Source organism: Flavobacterium reichenbachii (assembly GCF_002217435.1).
GTDB lineage: Bacteria > Bacteroidota > Bacteroidia > Flavobacteriales > Flavobacteriaceae > Flavobacterium > Flavobacterium reichenbachii.
This window is the reverse complement of record NZ_MUHF01000009.1, coordinates 146,720-163,370: the sequence shown is the minus strand read 5'-3', so window position 1 is coordinate 163,370 and position 16,651 is coordinate 146,720. Positions and strand designations below refer to the sequence as shown.

The window sequence follows — 16,651 nt, the reverse complement described above, 5'->3', positions numbered from 1 at the left end:
TTTTCGATTTAATGTTAAAAATAAATTTTCGCATTATCGAACACATTGAAGGGTACTTTTCTCTGTAACTGAGGCCGTTTAAAAATAATTCTTACGGCAAGATTTCATAAAACTCTCTTTAGTTGTACTTTCAATAAAGTTCGCCAAAGTCAGCCAATTTCATTATATAGGTATTAGATGAAATTTAAATTTACTATAAAATAATTGAGCCTATTTGGGGTATGCTTAAAGTCTCAACGTAAGAATTGTATATTATATTGTAAAAAAATATATTATTTGTAGAGAAAATTTCTGACAAAGTTTATTTCAGCCATTTGTCTACGATTATCTTAAAGGCTTCTTTGTACTGTTCGCCCACCGTAATCTCTGTTTTGTTAATAAAAATAGAATTTTTACTAATAGCGTTTATTTTATCCAAAGAAACAATAAAGGAACGGTGAATGCGCATAAACTTTGACGAAGGTAATTTTTCTTCTAGCGCCTTTAAAGAAATCAAAGATAGAAGTGCCTTTTGAGAATCTTCTAAATGAACTTTTACATAATCCTTTAAACTTTCTATATATAAAATATCTTTCAGCGAAATTCTAACCCATTGGTATTCTACTTTCAGAAAAATAAATTCATCATCTGCCGTAACCGATTGAAAATGATTGGATGACTCTTCAGAAAGCTGTAAAACTTTATTGGCGGCGCGCAAAAATTCTTCGTAACTAAAAGGTTTCAAAAGATAATCGACAGCGTTTACTCTATACCCTTCAATCGCATAATGATTGTAAGCAGTTGTAAAAACTATTTTAGGGATTGGCCCCGACTGTTCCTGCAAAAGTCTGGCAAGTTCCATTCCCGTTAAGTTTGGCATATTTATATCTAAGAATACAAGATCGGGCTGTTTCTCCCGAATTAAGCCCATTGCTTCAACAGCATTGTCGCAGCTGCACGCCAATTCCAGAAACGGAGTCTGCTCTATAAAGGTTTCAACCAATTTTAAAGCCAGCGGCTCATCATCTACTGCGATACATTTTAATATGGTCATTGTTCTAATGTTATTTTCAGATTTACTTGATATTTTCCTTCCTGGTTCACGCCGCATTCCATCCAGTGTCTGTGCGGATAAATAAGCTGTAATCTGCGTATTGTATTTGTTAAACCAATTCCTCCCGGATCAGAATTCGATGTTTTTTCAAAAAAAGTATTCACAACTTCAAATTCAAGATGAGTTTCATTTTGCTTTAAAACAATAATAATTTCACTTTTATCCGTGGCATGAACACCATGTTTAAAGGCATTTTCTACTAAAGGTAATAATAACATCGGGACGATAGGATAATCGTTGAGTTTTTCTGGTATTTCTGTGGTAATAGTCAGTTTGCTGTTGGCACGAAGTTTCATTAAAGCGATAAAATCTTTTAAGAATTCGACCTCTTTCAATAAGGTAGTTCGTTCGCCCTCTGTGCTGTATAATAAATATCTCATCATTCGGCTCAAAGTATGCAGGGCATTTCTGGAATCTTCGATATTAGAATACGTTAACGAATAAATGCTGTTAAGCGAGTTAAAGAAAAAATGCGGATTGATCTGCGCTTTTAACATCGCCAGTTCTGCCATTGTTTTGTCTTGTTCCAGCTTTTGTTTGTGCTGCGCCGCTTTTTGCCAATATTGTAACATCGACCAGCTTGTGCTAATGCCTAAAACCAAGAGAGTCAGCATAAAAACATAATTATCAAAATAAGGATTTCGGTATTTTGTAAATCCTAAAACCGCACTCACTTTAGTATGAACATTGGTTTGAGACGAATAGAAATAAGCGATCAGCTGCATTATAAAAATCATCAGAGAAGCCCAGGCCAAAAATGGAGAAGTATTATTCTTTATAATTGTCTTTGGAACAATGATTTTAGCATTCGAATAAAATAAAATAATCAGCAGTACCAAAATGATAATCTGCCAAAGCCAAAATACTTCTGGAAGAATAACATTCCAGGTCAGCGGAATGTAAAACAGCATAATAAATCCCAATAATAACCAGCCGAGAATATGCAGTCCGACAAATAAATAAGGTCTGAAAAAATTTGGTGCCATTATAATTTATGAATTTTTGAGGACAATATTACACTTTATATATATACGATTTTGAACCAATCGCCCAATATAGAGCTGGAATCTTTAAAAAGCATTTTAGAGCCGACGAGCCAAAAATTAAACAGTTGTTTAATAGTTTTAAAAAACCATCGGCTGTTAAGTTATCTTTATCGATTCTCTTTTGCTCTCCGTCTATTCAAAAAATTTCGTACCTTTTAATTTATTTATTTTGTCAGTATATAATCGATAATTACACATTTTTTACAATGAATAAGCAATCATTTTTTAGCATTCTAGCAGCATCAATTGTTATCGCATCATGCGGTAAAAAAGATGATAAATCGGCTCAGGGCGGAGGCGCACCACAAGTTAAGGAATATAAAACTCTGACTTTACAGCCAGAATCTGCAACACTTCACACAGATTTTCCGGCAAGTATTCAGGGACAGCAAAATATAGAGATTCGTCCGAGAGTAGAAGGATATATCGATAAAATTTATGTAGATGAAGGTGCTGTCGTAAAAACAGGACAGCCATTATTCAAAATCAGCGCACCAGAATACGAGCAGCAAGTACGTACCGCTGCAGCAAGTATTAAAAGTGCTCAGGCGCAAGTTAGTACTGCAAAACTGGCTGTTAATAAAGTAAAACCACTGGTAGAAAAAGGAATTATAAGCAAATACGATTTAGAATCTGCTCAATATACTTATGAGTCTGCAATGGCAAGTTTAGCTCAGGCAAATGCCGCTTTGGTAAACGCAAAAGTAAACTTAGGATATACAACTGTTACCAGTCCGGTAAACGGCGTTGTAGGTTCTATACCATTTAGATTAGGAAGTTTGGTTAGTTCTGCAACAGCAGAGCCAATGACTACAGTTTCGAGCATCGGAAATGTGTACGCTTATTTTGCATTGAATGAAAAAATGCTTTTAAACTTTACACAAGAAAATTCCGGAGCACCACTGGCACAAAAAATCAAAAAAATGCCCGAAGTTTCTTTATTACTTTCTGATGGAACTGCATACGATGAGAAAGGAAGAATTGAAACCGTAAACGGATTAATTAATACAGAAACCGGTACAGTAAATATTAGAGCACGTTTTCCTAATCCTAAAGGAATCATCAGAAGCGGAAGCAGTACTACAGTAAGAATTCCGCAAGAAATAAAACAAGGATTAATTGTACCGCAAAGTGCAACTTACGAACTGCAGGATAAACTTTTTGTTGTGGTGGTTGACAAAGCGGGAAAAACTAAAAGTACCAATATTAAGGTTTTAGAAAATAATGCAGGTAATTATTACGTGGTTTCAAGCGGATTGAAAGCTGGAGATCAAATCGTTTTGGAAGGAGTTGCAACGCTGAAAGACGGAACTCAAATTAAACCACAAAATCAAAGTGCTGAAACTGTTTACGCCGATTTAAAATAAAAACAAATGTTTAAAAAATTCATACAAAGACCAGTACTTTCTACGGTAATATCTGTTATTATCGTAATCTTAGGTGTTCTGGGGCTGGTTGCACTGCCAATAGCGCAGTATCCAGATATTGCACCGCCAACTGTAAATGTTTCTGCAAGTTATACAGGAGCAAATGCAGATGTGGTATTAAAAAGTATCGTAATTCCGTTGGAAGAACAAATTAATGGGGTAGAAAACATGACTTACATGACTTCTACAGCAACAAACGACGGAAATGCTTCTATAAAAATCTTTTTTAAAGTTGGAACAAACCCAGATTTAGCTGCGGTAAACGTACAAAACAGGGTTTCCAGAGCAACAAGTTTACTTCCTGTAGAGGTAACTCAGGCCGGAGTTACGGTAACTAAAAGTCAGAGTAGTAACCTGTTGATTTTCTCTTTGTACAGTGACGACAAAGCTTACGATCAGACTTTCCTTCAGAATTATGCTAAAATTAATCTTGTGCCTCAAATCCAGCGTGTTGTTGGAGTAGGAGACGTAACCGTTTTTGGAGCAAAAGATTATTCTATGAGAATCTGGTTGAAACCGGACATCATGCAGCAGTATAAATTGATTCCGAGTGATATTTCGGCTGCTTTGGCAGAACAAAATATTGAAGCTGCACCAGGTAAATTTGGTGAAAACGGAAATCAGGCATTTCAATATGTAATTAAATATAAAGGACGTTTAACAAGCGCTCAGGAATTTGGAGATATTGTAATAAAATCTGTTGGCAACGGACAAATGCTTCGTTTAAAAGATGTTGCAAAAGTAGAATTAGGATCATTGAGTTATTCGGCAACGATTAAAACAAACGGAGTAGAGTCGGCAGCAATGGCCATCAGCCAGACTCCCGGATCAAATGCGCGTGACGTAATCAATAATTCTAAAAAACTAATTGAAGAAGCAGCAAAAAATTTCCCGAAAGGAGTAAAATATACGCTTCTTGTAGACGTTAACGAAAATTTGGATGCTTCTATCGAGAAAGTAATTCATACTTTGATTGAAGCCTTTATTCTTGTTTTTATCGTAGTATTTATTTTCCTTCAGGATTTTAGATCGACATTAATTCCCGCAATTGCGGTTCCGGTGGCAATTGTAGGAACATTTTTCTTCCTGAATTTATTCGGATTTACCATTAACTTATTAACGCTTTTTGCAATGGTTCTCGCCATTGGTATTGTCGTCGATGATGCCATTGTTGTCGTCGAGGCAGTGCATGCCAAGCTTGACAGCGGTTATAAATCATCTAAAAAAGCCACTATTGATGCAATGGAAGAAATTTCCGGAGCGATCATTTCGATTACGCTGGTAATGGCGGCCGTATTTATTCCCGTTACATTTATCAACGGATCTACTGGGGTTTTCTACAAACAGTTTGGTATCACACTGGCCGTTGCAATTATTCTTTCGGCAGTAAATGCATTAACTTTAAGTCCGGCATTATGTGCTTTACTTTTAAAACCGCATGCAGACGATCATAAACATAAAAGTTTCATACAGCGATTTTATACTTCATTCAACGTTGCATTTGATAATGTAACTAATAAATATAAACGTTCAGTATCTTTTCTTTCTGTCAAAAAATGGATCGTATTGGCTTCTATTGTGATTGCTGGTGCTGCATTATTTTATATGATGAAAACCACACCATCTGCTTTCGTTCCTGCAGAAGATCAAGGTACTGTTTTTGCAAATATTAGTTTACCGCCATCAGCTTCTATGGAACGTTCTGATGTTATAGCCAAAAGAGTAGACAGTATTGCGCATACAATTTCGGGTGTTAAAAATACACTTCGTATAGTTGGTCAGAACTTTACAGCAGGTGCGGGAAGTGCCTATAGTATGGTTATTGTAAAACTGGAAACGTGGAATAAACGTGATCTAAGTGTTGATGATGTTATCGGACAGCTTTTTGCCAAAACAAGCGGGATTCGCGAAGCTAATATTTTCTTTATTTCGCCGCCAACTATTCAAGGATTTGGACAAAGCGGCGGATTCGAATTTCAGCTTCAGGATAAAGGAGGTCATACCACATCAGAATTCTTTAAAGTAAATACAGAATTTTTAGAGAAATTGTCTAAACGTCCTGAAATACAATATGCAACAACACCTTTTAACCCAGGTTTCCCTCAGTATATGATGGATATTAATCTGGCTAAAGCCAAAGATGCAGGCGTTTCTGTAAACAGTATTTTGTCTACAATGCAAGGGTATTATGGAGGATTGTATGCTTCGAATTTTAATAAATTCGGAAAACAATACCGTGTCATGATTCAGGCTTCACCAGAATTTAGAACTAATACAGAAGGATTAAATAAAATCTTTGTTCGTAACAGTTCAGGAACTATGGCGCCAATTACCGAGTTTGTAAAAATGACCAGAGTTTTTGGTCCGGAGTCTATTTCCAGATTTAACTTATTTACCTCTATTTCGATTACAGGAGCACCAAATCCGGGCTACAGTTCTGGAGATGCTATTAAAGCAATTCAGGAAGTAGCAGCAGAAAATCTTCCGGCAGGTTACGGATATGAGTTTTCTGGTTTAACACGTGAGGAATTAGCATCAGGAAGTGAAACAATTTTCATCTTTATCTTGTGTTTAGTTTTCGTTTATTTCTTGTTAAGTGCACAATATGAGAGTTATATTTTACCTTTTGCGGTATTATTCTCCATTCCGTTTGGTTTAGCGGGAGCCTATTTGTTCTCTATAATATTCAAACTCAACAGTAATATTTACCTGCAGATTTCCCTAATCATGCTGATCGGACTGCTCGCTAAAAATGGTATTTTGATTGTCGAATTTGCTTTGGAAAGAAGACGTAAAGGACTGCCAATCGTTCAGTCTGCAATTGAAGGTGCAGTAGCACGTTTACGACCAATTTTGATGACATCCTTTGCCTTTATTTTGGGACTTGTTCCTTTAATGTTTGCATCAGGAGCAGGAGCAGTTGGTAATAAATCGATTGGTACAGGAGCTGTAGGAGGTATGTTAATCGGAACAATTTTAGGAGTATTTGTTATTCCGGTATTGTTTATCATTTTCCAGACTTTGCAGGAAAAAATTAGTGGTCCAGCCAAAGAAAATTACGATGACGAAGGTGATGAAGACGAGGAAACATTGTTGATAGAAGCTCATAAAGAGTAATAATTTAATTAGAAAAAGATGACTCACAGTTCAAATAAATATATTCTTATGGTAATTGCAGCCGCACTTTTAAGTGCGTGCTCGATTACCAAAAAGTACGAACGCCCCACAACATTAAAAACAGACCAGCTCTACCGCGATCAGGCATCGGCAGATTCTACTACTTTGGCAGATATGCCTTGGCAGAGTGTTTTTAAAGATGAAAAATTAAATGCATTAATTCAAAAAGGATTAGATCAAAATTTAAACCTTAAAAATGCAATAGAAAATATCGTTCAGGCGCGTGCAGTTTTACATCAAAGTAAGCTGGCTTATTATCCAACATTAAATCTGGATGCCAGCGCAACACACAACAAACAATCTGAAGCAGGTTTGAATTTTCCGGCTGGAATTAACATTAATACTTTGACTACAACCTATAAATTAGGTTTAAGTACTTCTTGGGAAGCAGATATCTGGGGAAAATTAAGCAGTTCTAAAAGAGCAGCTTTGGCTTCTTATCTTTCTACAGATGCAGCAAAACAAGCGGTTCAGACCCAATTAATTTCTGATATTGCAAATAATTATTTCTTATTACTGGCTTATGATAAACAATTAGAAATAACAAAAGCTACGTTAGAAAGCCGTATTAAAAATGTTGAAACCATAAAAGATTTAAAAGAAGGAGCAATAGTTACCGGAGCAGCAGTGGTACAGAGTGAAGCCAATCAGCACGCAGCCGAAGTTTTAATTCCGGATTTGAAACAAAATATCAGAGAAACAGAAAACGCTTTGAATATTTTGCTGGGACAAGCACCAGGAGCAATAGACAGAGGAACGTTGGAGAATCAAACGGCGCCTGAAAATCTGGCAATCGGACTTCCGTCACAATTATTACAGAATCGTCCGGATGTGCGTCAGGCAGAATTTGATTTTAGAGTTGCTTTTGAATCAACAAATTTAGCCCGTACGTATTTTTATCCAAGTTTGACTTTAACAGCCAGCGGTGGATTTTCGAACCTTCAGTTAAAAGACTTTTTTTCAAATTCTATTTTCTATTCGATAATTGGCGGATTAACACAGCCGATTTTCAATCAGGGAAATAATAAACTGAGATTGACAAACGCGCAGTCACAGCAATTACAGGCTTATAATAACTTTCAGCAGCGACTTTTAGTAGCAGGTCAGGAAGTTTCAAATGCTTTGTATTCGTACCAAATGGCGGTTGAAAAACAAGATTCCAGAGAAAAACAGATTGCAGCTTTAGAAAAAGCAGTAGATTTTACGCAACAGCTTTTAGAATACAGTTCTGCAACCAATTATACAGATGTATTAACATCGCAGCAGAATCTGCTTGCAGCGCAATTAAGTGGTATTAATGATAATCTGCAGAAATTGCAAGCCGTAGTCGATTTATATCGCGCATTGGGCGGAGGATGGAAATAAAAGGTTGAAATTTAAGTAGGGTAAAATGTCGTTTTCGTCGATTAGTTTTGCCATTCGGTCTAAAGTATACTTCTAACGGTTTATTTGGTATTATTTTAGATTTATAATACTCAATTAATACTTAACTACAGAAAAAATGAAAAAATTAGGATTAGCTTTAGTGCTTTTAGTAAGTGTTTTTACACATGCACAAGTTTCTATCAATGTAAATATTGGTACACCGCCAAGCTGGGGGCCAGAAGGATATGACGACAGCAGATATTATTACCTGCCAGATATTGATGTCTATTATGATGTTAATAACAGTCAGTATATTTATGATAACAACGGAGTATGGGTTCGCGAGAAAAGAATCCCGGCAAGATACAGAAATTATGATTTGTATTCAGGTTACAAAGTAGTCTTAAACGATTACAGAGGAGATAAACCATACAGTTATCATTCTAAACACAGAGCAGCTTATCCAAAAGGTTATGTGGGTAAACCTCAAAAAAACAGAGGTCCTAAACCAGACAAAAAGTCAAAACCAGAAGGAAACCATAAGTCAAACAATGGAAATGGAAATGGTAACGGCAATGGTAAGAATAAAGGAAACTCTAAAAAAGATCAGACCCATTCTCATGGTAATGATAGACGTTAATTAAATTTGTTAAATGAAAAATGCCTCCTGAATGGGAGGCATTTTTTTTTATGCAAACTTTTATTTGCTTCTAAATTCTATATAGTATCTTATTTTAATACTTTTTTACCCTTTTGTGGCTGTATGATTTTTATTTGAAAGTATATTTTTACTAAATCGATTTCGTTCAAGAGATGAAGTAATTGTTGTAAACTTTTTAAACTAACAAACTTCCTATCTATAAATGACCATACGTTAATCGGTACTTACTTATCAATTAACTAAAAATATTATGGGACATTTTTCCGATCAAGTACACATTACCGTAGACGGTTTTACGCAGAATATTATTTATTATGATTTAAACCTGTCACAAAAAATGGCAGATCATCATCATTTCTCCTTTGTCTGGCAGTATACAGGAAAAGCCGTTATAAAACCCGAAGATCAGGCCAAAGCCATAAGAAGTTTTATCGGAAGCGAAGTCATTTTTACCTTCAAGAGTTTAACCGGAATCAAACTAATGAGCAAAGGCATCATAAACAAATTAACTTCAGCTGATTTGAACGGAAGTGCGGTAAATCTGCACGTAAGCGGTATAAGCCACACTATTGTTCTGGACGACAGGCCAAAATCCAGAACCTATCTGGAAAGAGGAATGGATCATATTGTTCTGGATATTTTATCAGAAGGTCCGACCGAATTTTATCAAAGAGAAGCTATAAGATCGACCTACATGAAAGAATTCAACTATATAGCACAGTACAACGAATCTAATTTTAATTTTCTTAAAAGACTGTCTGCCCGCTACGGACAATGGTTTTATTTTGACGGAATGCGCATGCAGTACGGGCAGACTAAAAATACAAAGATAAAGCTCATCAACGGGGCCTCGCTGCACAGTTTTAAGATCGAAGTCAATATGGCTGCGCATAAAATTTCGCTGGGAGGGTATGATTATAGCAATGCTGTGAATATCCGAAATTCAGCTGAGCGAACTTCGAGTGGTAGTAAAGACAGTTTTGCGTTAAATGTCGGCTACAATCAGGGAATTGTCACCCAGCCTGAAATAAGCCTGGCTTCTTTCACCAATAATGCGCAGCATAAAGACGAAATAGAAGAAATGGTTACACTGCAGACTGCAGGAAGTGATGCAAACAGTGTATACTACAGCGGAATATCTTATTTCCCTTTAGGATTAGGGCAGACTTTTACCATTATAAATCAAACTATAGAACACCATCTGGTTTGTATAGAATCAAATCACCACTCACAGGTGCACGGCAATTATTCGTGTGAGTTTAAAGCGATTCCTGCCGATGTTTCTGCACCTCATTATACCGATACTGCAGTTTTTGCCAAAGCCGAAACCCAGCCTGCTAAAATAAAAGACAACAAGGATCCCGAAGGACTCGGACGTGTGAGAGTGGATTTCTTCTGGGGCGAAGGAACCAAATCAAGCCAGTGGATCAGAATGATTCAGCCTCACGGCGGAGCAGGAAAAGGTTTTTATTTCATTCCGGAAATCGGCGAAGAAGTACTGGTTGGTTTTGAAGGCGCTAATGCACAATGCCCGTATGTTATGGGAGCACATTATAATGGGCAGGAATCGTCTGGGTATAATACTCCTAAAAATGACATTAAAGTAATACAAACCCGCAGCGGAAACCGAATCATTTCTGATGACGCGACAGGTGATATTACAATTGAGAGCCAAAAAGGAAAAACAATAGCAGTTGTCCATGGTGACGGTAATATTAGGTTTAAGGCTCCAAAAAATATTGAACTAGAAGCAGGAGAAGATATTATTATGAAAGCTGGACAAAATATTACTTCAACAGCAGGAATGAACATCAGCGAAAGTGCGGGAGTTGATAAATCAACGATGATTGGAATGATGCATACTCTAAGTGTTGGGGGAAATCATATGCTTAATGTTACCGGAAATTGCATGGAATATATTGAGGGGAATTTAGAATCGCATACCGAAAAAGGGAAGATTTTTCACAGCAATAAAATTGAATTACTTGGCGAAGAAAAAATAGAAGTAAACAGCAGTAAAAAGGTAAAGAGAAATAGTGGCGAAAAAACACAAGATAATTAGGTTATGAGTAAGCAAACATACGTAGGCGGCACATCTAGAATAACGAGCAATGGAGAAATTGTTTTTAATGCTTATGATGGAGATGCCAATTTTACCACTAATGGAATTAATAAATGGACCGCCAAAGATGGACATTTTGTGGGAGATTATAAAGAAATAGAACTGCCTGAGAAACCTGTTGATGAAACCCGTAATTTTCCAAGTGGCTGGTGGAGTAAAGATCCCGAAGGAAAAATACGTGTTGATTATCTTGACAGCGAAACCAAAAAAGGTTTTCGTGCTGAATTGGAAGATGTTGTATATTTTCAGCTCAGAGTAAATAAGAAAGTACCTCTTGGAACAAAAATAAAATTCAAACTTTGGGATCACGACTGGTCCGTATTTATGGATTTTTTTTTGCAGGGCGTAAATCTGGATGATGATGATTTTGGAGTAGACGGAAAAGAGTTGTTTAAAACGGGTACGGTTAAAGATACAGGAGAAGAATATAATAGAATTACTCTTAAATTACCTTTAACTCCGGAATGGAAAGAGCAGTTAGAAAATGAAACAGGACCTTTTGAACTTGATAAGTATTTAGATTTTTTCTGGATTTGGACGTATGATGATACAGAATGGAATTCAAAACAAATTATCCTGAATGTTTATTATACCAGAAATTTATACATTAAAGAAGCCAATCCTGGCAGGTACCGTTTTCCAGAGGTAATAGACAGCCAAACGGGCGATTTTATTGTGTTTTTGAAAAATGAAGCTGGAGATATAGTGGGAAGTATAGACAGTAATGTCGCAGAATTTTATGCAGTAAGAACCACCGTTACAGCCCAATACAACTTTGGTGGGAAAACGAACGTGGTAATCAAAAAATTGTATGAAGAAAAAATAAACCTGCATACCGGAAAAGCAACAACTAACACAATATCAGAAGTTAAAGAATTCGTAGCGTTCAAAGCAAAAAAAACTGCCGCAATAACCAAACTCGAAGACACTAGTGTCACGCAGGTAAGTAAGAAATTTTCTGATTATTACAATGTGTATGACATTGGCAGTTATGGGATAAAAGTACTGCAGGAAGCTATGAATATACTGGGGTATATTGATCTCTACAATGATGTGAGTGATGCCGTGGCAGGAAAAAGTTTATCCATGTACGATACAAGCGGGGTGATGACTGCCACTGCAGATGTGGCAACAAAAGCAGCAATGGCTCAGGAAACCAAACTAGGCTTAATGACCGCAGAAGAAATTGCATTGATGTCACTGCCGGAATGGGTATCTCCTGTAACCTTTGGGCTGGCTGTTTTTGAAGAAACCATTACCAAACCTTTTGTTGCACAGGTTATGCAAGATATAGCCGAAACTATGTTTTGGAAAATGGAATATGCAAAAAGAGGAGGTTTAAAGGCTGTAGATTCACTAATTTCTCTTGACAAAAATGTGGCACAATATTATGAGTTAATTTATAATATTCCACAACAAAAACACAACGGAATATTTGCAGGAAAAATAAAAACATACTCAGATTTAAATAAAGACAATACAATTTATCACTCAGAAAACCAGCAGGCAAAGACATATACATATCTTCTAGCATTAATGGAAATAGAACCAAATGTATATGATTATAATATTGATACCATATTTATATAAAAAAAATGAAAACAACAATCGCCTATTTATGTATTTTAATGTTTATAATTTCCTGTAAAGGCAAAATAACTAACATAAAAATTACACCAGCCGAAAATGATAAAAACTACAAATCTTATATGCAAAAATTTGGAGAGCGTCCTAGAGCTAGTGTTACGTATGAATGCCCTTGGATCAAGAATCCTGAGAATACTGTTTATATTTATATGCCTATTACTTTTACACTAGATAATAATACAGGTCTAAATTTGAGAATTTCAAAAATATGGGATAATTATAGTATAAATCAATATCGTCCTGTTTTTATTGGCGATAAATATTATGAAAATATAGAAGGAAAGGTTCGTATTCCTTCTGGAAATAGTGCTATTATTACCCTATTTGTACATTTACCTGTCTCTGTAAACTTGTTAGATAAATCACACTATGACAGGCTTTTTCCTACTTCTGAAAATCATAAACGAGATTCTATTGTAATGACAGAAATTAACCCTCAACTACAAAAAGAAATTGATCTTTTACTAAAAAATAAGCAAATATTAATTTCCTATACAGACAGTAAAAATGTGAAGGAAAGAGCTTTGGCATATTATTGTGTCAACAAGAACAAACTAGCTGTTTTTCGATCTGATTCTTTAGCAAATCTAAAGGAAAGTTATATACATCGTTGCGATTAATTTAAAACAAAAATGAAAAGTATAATCTATTTATGCGTTCTAGGGCTGTTTATTTCTTGCAAAGGCAAAATTACTAATATAAAAATTACACCAGCCGAAAACGATAAAAACTACAAATGTTTTATTTCTAATGAAGAAATTTTTGATTATAAAAAGCGAGATACTATTTTTATATACCATCCTGTTTCTTTCAGAATAAACAACAAAACAGGACGTGATTTAAGAATGTTAAATCTTAGAGATAATTTCCATGCTGGAATATTCTCACCGTTTATTTATAAAGAAAAATATTATGATGAAGCTAATGGGAAAATAAAAATTCTTTCTGGAGGTATTGCAGAGTTTACTATGTTTGTTCATCTACCGGTTCCCGCAAATCTTATTGAAAAAAACTTTTTAAATGAACTTTTAAAATCTTGCCATGACGGTAGGTGTGATTCTGTTTCATTAAACAAAATTAGTCCTAAACTACAAAGCGTTATAGATTCTTTAATTATAAAGAAAAGTATATCTACTCATCTTTATGAGGGCGATAATTTTTATGGAGGTGTTTTATCTATATATTGTGTTAATCGTCGAGAATCTGCCACTTTCAGAATGGATTCTATCACAAACTTAAAAGATGGTTTTAAATATAACTGCGATTAAAATGAAAATAACAATCGCCTATTTATGCGTTTTTCTATTATTAATATCCTGTAAAGGTAAAATAACTAATATAAAAATAACTCCCACCAATAATAACAAAAATTATAAATGTTATATTCTTAAATACGGAGAAAATCCTAGGTCTAGCGTTTCGTATGAATGTCCGTGGATTAAGGATCCTGAAAACACTGTTTTTATCTATATGCCTATTTCTTTTAAATTAGAAAACAACACAGGTCGTAATTTAAGAATATCAAAATTATGGGATAATTTTAGTTCTGACACTTACCAGCCTATGAATATTAGAAACAAATTTTATAATGAAGCGAATGCTAAAATTATTGTAAACTCAGGAAATAGTGAAGATATTATCTTATTTGTGCATTTACCAGTTCATAAAAACTTATTAGATAAAGAATATTATGAAAGACTTTTTCCTACGTTTCAAAATCACAAACAAGATTCTATAGTATTAAACAAAATTAATCCTGAACTGCAAAAAGCAATTGATCTTTTACTTAAAAAGAAAAGTATTTCAGCACACCTTTATGAAGATAATGACTTTTATGGAGGCGCTTTGACAATGTATTGTGTTAATCGTCAAAAGTCAGAAACTTTTAAAATGGATTCTTTGAGTAAATTAAAAACTTCTTTCAGATATAATTGTGATTAATTTTTATAAAGCGCGCAAAAAAAACACTTCCAAAATGGGTATCTCCTGTAACCTTTGGGCTGGCTGTTTTTGAAGAAACCATTACCAAACCTTTTGTTGCACAGGTTATGCAAGATATAACTGAAACTATGTTTTGGAGAATGGAATATGCCAAGAGAAAAGGTTAAAATGAAGTAAAAAATGTAGTAAAATAAGATATGAAAGGTTTTTACAATTTAGTTGAGGGTATTTCACAAAAAAAACACGATGAAGTGTTTACAGGTAAAATAAAAACTTACCAAGAGTTAAATAAAGATAATATTTTATTTCACTCCGAAAATCCACAAGCTAAAACATATTCCTACCTTTTAGAATTAGTAGAAACGGATGACGCAGAAGTGTTTGAGTATACTATTGTATCAATATTTATTTAATAAAAATGAAAATCATGAAATTACTAAAAATAACCTTGATTATTAGTGTACTACTTATTTCTTGTAAAGGTAAAATAACCGATGTAACAATTATTCCAGTTAAAAACGTTAAAACATACAAAAGCTTCATTTTAAAATATAAATCTCGAATCGATCCAGATATTGTTAAGAATCAATTTCCAGGGATTGAAACAAATAATGTGGTATATATTTATATGCCTGTTTCATTTGAGTTAAAAAATAATACAGGTAGAGATATTAGAATTATGACAATGAATGATAACTATAGTTTTAACAATTATGACCCCATACTTATTGATAATAAATTTTATGAGTACATACACGGTAAGGTTCGTATAGATTCAGGTGATAAAATTAATGCTACAGTATTTGTTCATTTGCCAGTTCCTATAGAATTATTAGATAAAGAACATTATGACAGGCTTTTTCCTGCATATAAAAATCATAAGGAAGATTCTATTGTAATAAAAAATGTTAATATTCGACTACAAAAAGCTATTGATATTTTATTCAAAAAGCTAGATATTAGTATTTCTTATTATAAAAATAATAGAATTGATGGAGCATTGGCTGTTTATTGTGTAGATAAACAACATTTGGCAGTTTTTAGAATGGATTCTATCGCAAACTTAAAAGACGGTTTTAAATATAACTGCGAATAAAATGAAAACAAAAATCGCCTATTTATGTATTTTAATGTTGATAATTTCCTGTAAAGGCAAAATAACTAACATAAAAATTACACCAACCGAAAATGATAAAAACTACAAATGTTATATGTTAAATTATGGAGAGCGTCCTGATATTGATTTTCTTCAACGTGATTGTCCTTGGATTAAAGACCCAGCAAATACTGTTTTTATTTATATGCCAATTTGTTTTAAATTAAAAAATGGTACAGGTCGTGATTTAAGGATTTCAAAACTATGTGATAATTATAGTATTAATCAATACCATCCTATGATTGTTGACAATAAATATTATGAAGAAGCTAATAGTAAAGCTGTCATAGTATCTCAGCGTTATCAATATTACACTATTTGTACATTTGCCAGTTTCTGTAAATTTATTAGACAGAGAAGATTATGACAGATATTTTCAACCACCTAACAGTCATAAAAAAGATTCTATCGTATTGAAAAAGATTAATCCTGAACTGCAAAGAGCAATTGATGTTTCTCTAAAAAAGAAAAGTATTTCAGCGCATCTTTATGAGGACAATGATTTTTATGGAGGTGTTGTAGCTATCTATTGTGTCAATCGCCAAGAATCTGCCACTTTCAGAATGGATTCTATCGCAAACTTAAAAGATGGTTTTAAATATAACTGCGAATAAAATGAAAACAAAAATCACCTATTTATGTATTTTTAATAATATCCTGTAAAGAGAATATCGTTAATATAAAAATTACACCAGGCGATAATAACAATAATGAATAAACAAATAATAATTCCTGGAATCATTACTCTATTACAAATAGCTGGATTTGTGCATTTATACTATACTCACAAATATGAGAGTGGTCAATTTCCAGTAGATTTTTAGAATTAAATTTTTTAGCAATTATATTGTAATATTAATTCTGGTTTACATCTTTTATTTTAAGGCTGGTAACAAAAAAACCTTATGGTTAATTCCGATTGGTTTGGCCATTTTAAGTGCAACATTATTGATTATAATATACTTGGTAATGTTCCTGTCTAAATAATAAATAAAACATTTTTTTTAGAGTATGAT

General features: G+C 34.1%; 15 protein-coding genes. 13 read left to right on the top strand and 2 right to left on the bottom strand.

Translation table 11 applies throughout. The features are described 5' to 3' along the window. Nucleotides 1-301 precede the first annotated feature (301 nt). Nucleotides 302-1,033, bottom strand: coding sequence for a LytR/AlgR family response regulator transcription factor (locus tag B0A68_RS09945; RefSeq protein ID WP_035689177.1), 732 nt, complete (start codon nucleotides 1,031-1,033; stop codon nucleotides 302-304). Next, nucleotides 1,030-2,079, bottom strand: coding sequence for a sensor histidine kinase (locus tag B0A68_RS09940; protein WP_051892873.1), 1,050 nt, complete (start codon nucleotides 2,077-2,079; stop codon nucleotides 1,030-1,032). Before B0A68_RS09940 ends, B0A68_RS09945 begins: the two co-directional genes overlap by 4 nt. A gap of 266 nt (nucleotides 2,080-2,345) precedes the next feature. On the opposite strand from B0A68_RS09940, the gene B0A68_RS09935 reads away from it, so the two are divergent. From B0A68_RS09935 to B0A68_RS09875, 13 genes are all read left to right on the top strand, one after another. Continuing rightward, complete coding sequence (locus tag B0A68_RS09935) at nucleotides 2,346-3,506, top strand: efflux RND transporter periplasmic adaptor subunit (RefSeq protein WP_035689185.1); 1,161 nt, start codon at nucleotides 2,346-2,348, stop codon at nucleotides 3,504-3,506. A 6-nt stretch (nucleotides 3,507-3,512) separates the two neighbouring features. Next, on the top strand, nucleotides 3,513-6,683 hold the full coding sequence (locus B0A68_RS09930; protein ID WP_035689188.1) for an efflux RND transporter permease subunit: 3,171 nt from the start codon (nucleotides 3,513-3,515) through the stop codon (nucleotides 6,681-6,683). A gap of 18 nt (nucleotides 6,684-6,701) precedes the next feature. Further along, a complete protein-coding gene (locus B0A68_RS09925; protein ID WP_035689191.1) occupies nucleotides 6,702-8,108 on the top strand; it encodes an efflux transporter outer membrane subunit in 1,407 nt (468 codons plus the stop codon). A gap of 136 nt (nucleotides 8,109-8,244) precedes the next feature. After that, nucleotides 8,245-8,748: a hypothetical protein gene (locus B0A68_RS09920; protein ID WP_035689194.1), complete on the top strand. Its 504-nt coding sequence runs from the start codon at nucleotides 8,245-8,247 to the stop codon at nucleotides 8,746-8,748. A 271-nt stretch (nucleotides 8,749-9,019) separates the two neighbouring features. Continuing rightward, complete coding sequence (locus tag B0A68_RS09915) at nucleotides 9,020-10,831, top strand: type VI secretion system Vgr family protein (RefSeq protein WP_035689197.1); 1,812 nt, start codon at nucleotides 9,020-9,022, stop codon at nucleotides 10,829-10,831. 3 nt (nucleotides 10,832-10,834) lie between these two features. After that, complete coding sequence (locus tag B0A68_RS09910; protein ID WP_035689200.1) at nucleotides 10,835-12,481, top strand: hypothetical protein; 1,647 nt, start codon at nucleotides 10,835-10,837, stop codon at nucleotides 12,479-12,481. 5 nt (nucleotides 12,482-12,486) lie between these two features. After that, complete coding sequence (locus B0A68_RS09905) at nucleotides 12,487-13,158, top strand: hypothetical protein (RefSeq protein WP_035689201.1); 672 nt, start codon at nucleotides 12,487-12,489, stop codon at nucleotides 13,156-13,158. Nucleotides 13,159-13,170: 12 nt separating this feature from the next. Further along, on the top strand, nucleotides 13,171-13,806 hold the full coding sequence (locus B0A68_RS09900; RefSeq protein WP_035689203.1) for a hypothetical protein: 636 nt from the start codon (nucleotides 13,171-13,173) through the stop codon (nucleotides 13,804-13,806). A 1-nt stretch (nucleotide 13,807) separates the two neighbouring features. Then, nucleotides 13,808-14,479, top strand: a complete 672-nt coding sequence (locus B0A68_RS09895; protein ID WP_123947490.1) for a hypothetical protein — start codon at nucleotides 13,808-13,810, stop codon at nucleotides 14,477-14,479. A gap of 197 nt (nucleotides 14,480-14,676) precedes the next feature. Continuing rightward, nucleotides 14,677-14,892, top strand: a complete 216-nt coding sequence (locus B0A68_RS09890; protein ID WP_035689207.1) for a hypothetical protein — start codon at nucleotides 14,677-14,679, stop codon at nucleotides 14,890-14,892. Between the two features lie 14 nt (nucleotides 14,893-14,906). After that, nucleotides 14,907-15,575 carry a hypothetical protein gene (locus B0A68_RS09885; protein WP_123947489.1) on the top strand — a complete coding sequence of 223 codons (669 nt, stop codon included), beginning with the start codon at nucleotides 14,907-14,909 and terminating at the stop codon, nucleotides 15,573-15,575. A gap of 1 nt (nucleotide 15,576) precedes the next feature. Next, nucleotides 15,577-16,002, top strand: coding sequence for a hypothetical protein (locus B0A68_RS09880; RefSeq protein ID WP_035689211.1), 426 nt, complete (start codon nucleotides 15,577-15,579; stop codon nucleotides 16,000-16,002). Between the two features lie 46 nt (nucleotides 16,003-16,048). Then, nucleotides 16,049-16,249, top strand: a complete 201-nt coding sequence (locus B0A68_RS09875) for a hypothetical protein (RefSeq protein ID WP_123947488.1) — start codon at nucleotides 16,049-16,051, stop codon at nucleotides 16,247-16,249. The last annotated feature ends 402 nt before the right edge of the window (nucleotides 16,250-16,651 follow it).

What these genes read in the sequence shown, in the direction of transcription:
- B0A68_RS09945 (WP_035689177.1), bottom strand. Translation starts at nt 1,033, where the DNA reads ATGACCATATTAAAATGTATCGCAGTAGATGATGAGCCGCTGGCTTTA.
- B0A68_RS09940 (WP_051892873.1), bottom strand. Translation starts at nt 2,079, where the DNA reads ATGGCACCAAATTTTTTCAGACCTTATTTATTTGTCGGACTGCATATT.
- B0A68_RS09935 (WP_035689185.1), top strand. Translation starts at nt 2,346, where the DNA reads ATGAATAAGCAATCATTTTTTAGCATTCTAGCAGCATCAATTGTTATC.
- B0A68_RS09930 (WP_035689188.1), top strand. Translation starts at nt 3,513, where the DNA reads ATGTTTAAAAAATTCATACAAAGACCAGTACTTTCTACGGTAATATCT.
- B0A68_RS09925 (WP_035689191.1), top strand. Translation starts at nt 6,702, where the DNA reads ATGACTCACAGTTCAAATAAATATATTCTTATGGTAATTGCAGCCGCA.
- B0A68_RS09920 (WP_035689194.1), top strand. Translation starts at nt 8,245, where the DNA reads ATGAAAAAATTAGGATTAGCTTTAGTGCTTTTAGTAAGTGTTTTTACA.
- B0A68_RS09915 (WP_035689197.1), top strand. Translation starts at nt 9,020, where the DNA reads ATGGGACATTTTTCCGATCAAGTACACATTACCGTAGACGGTTTTACG.
- B0A68_RS09910 (WP_035689200.1), top strand. Translation starts at nt 10,835, where the DNA reads ATGAGTAAGCAAACATACGTAGGCGGCACATCTAGAATAACGAGCAAT.
- B0A68_RS09905 (WP_035689201.1), top strand. Translation starts at nt 12,487, where the DNA reads ATGAAAACAACAATCGCCTATTTATGTATTTTAATGTTTATAATTTCC.
- B0A68_RS09900 (WP_035689203.1), top strand. Translation starts at nt 13,171, where the DNA reads ATGAAAAGTATAATCTATTTATGCGTTCTAGGGCTGTTTATTTCTTGC.
- B0A68_RS09895 (WP_123947490.1), top strand. Translation starts at nt 13,808, where the DNA reads ATGAAAATAACAATCGCCTATTTATGCGTTTTTCTATTATTAATATCC.
- B0A68_RS09890 (WP_035689207.1), top strand. Translation starts at nt 14,677, where the DNA reads ATGAAAGGTTTTTACAATTTAGTTGAGGGTATTTCACAAAAAAAACAC.
- B0A68_RS09885 (WP_123947489.1), top strand. Translation starts at nt 14,907, where the DNA reads ATGAAATTACTAAAAATAACCTTGATTATTAGTGTACTACTTATTTCT.
- B0A68_RS09880 (WP_035689211.1), top strand. Translation starts at nt 15,577, where the DNA reads ATGAAAACAAAAATCGCCTATTTATGTATTTTAATGTTGATAATTTCC.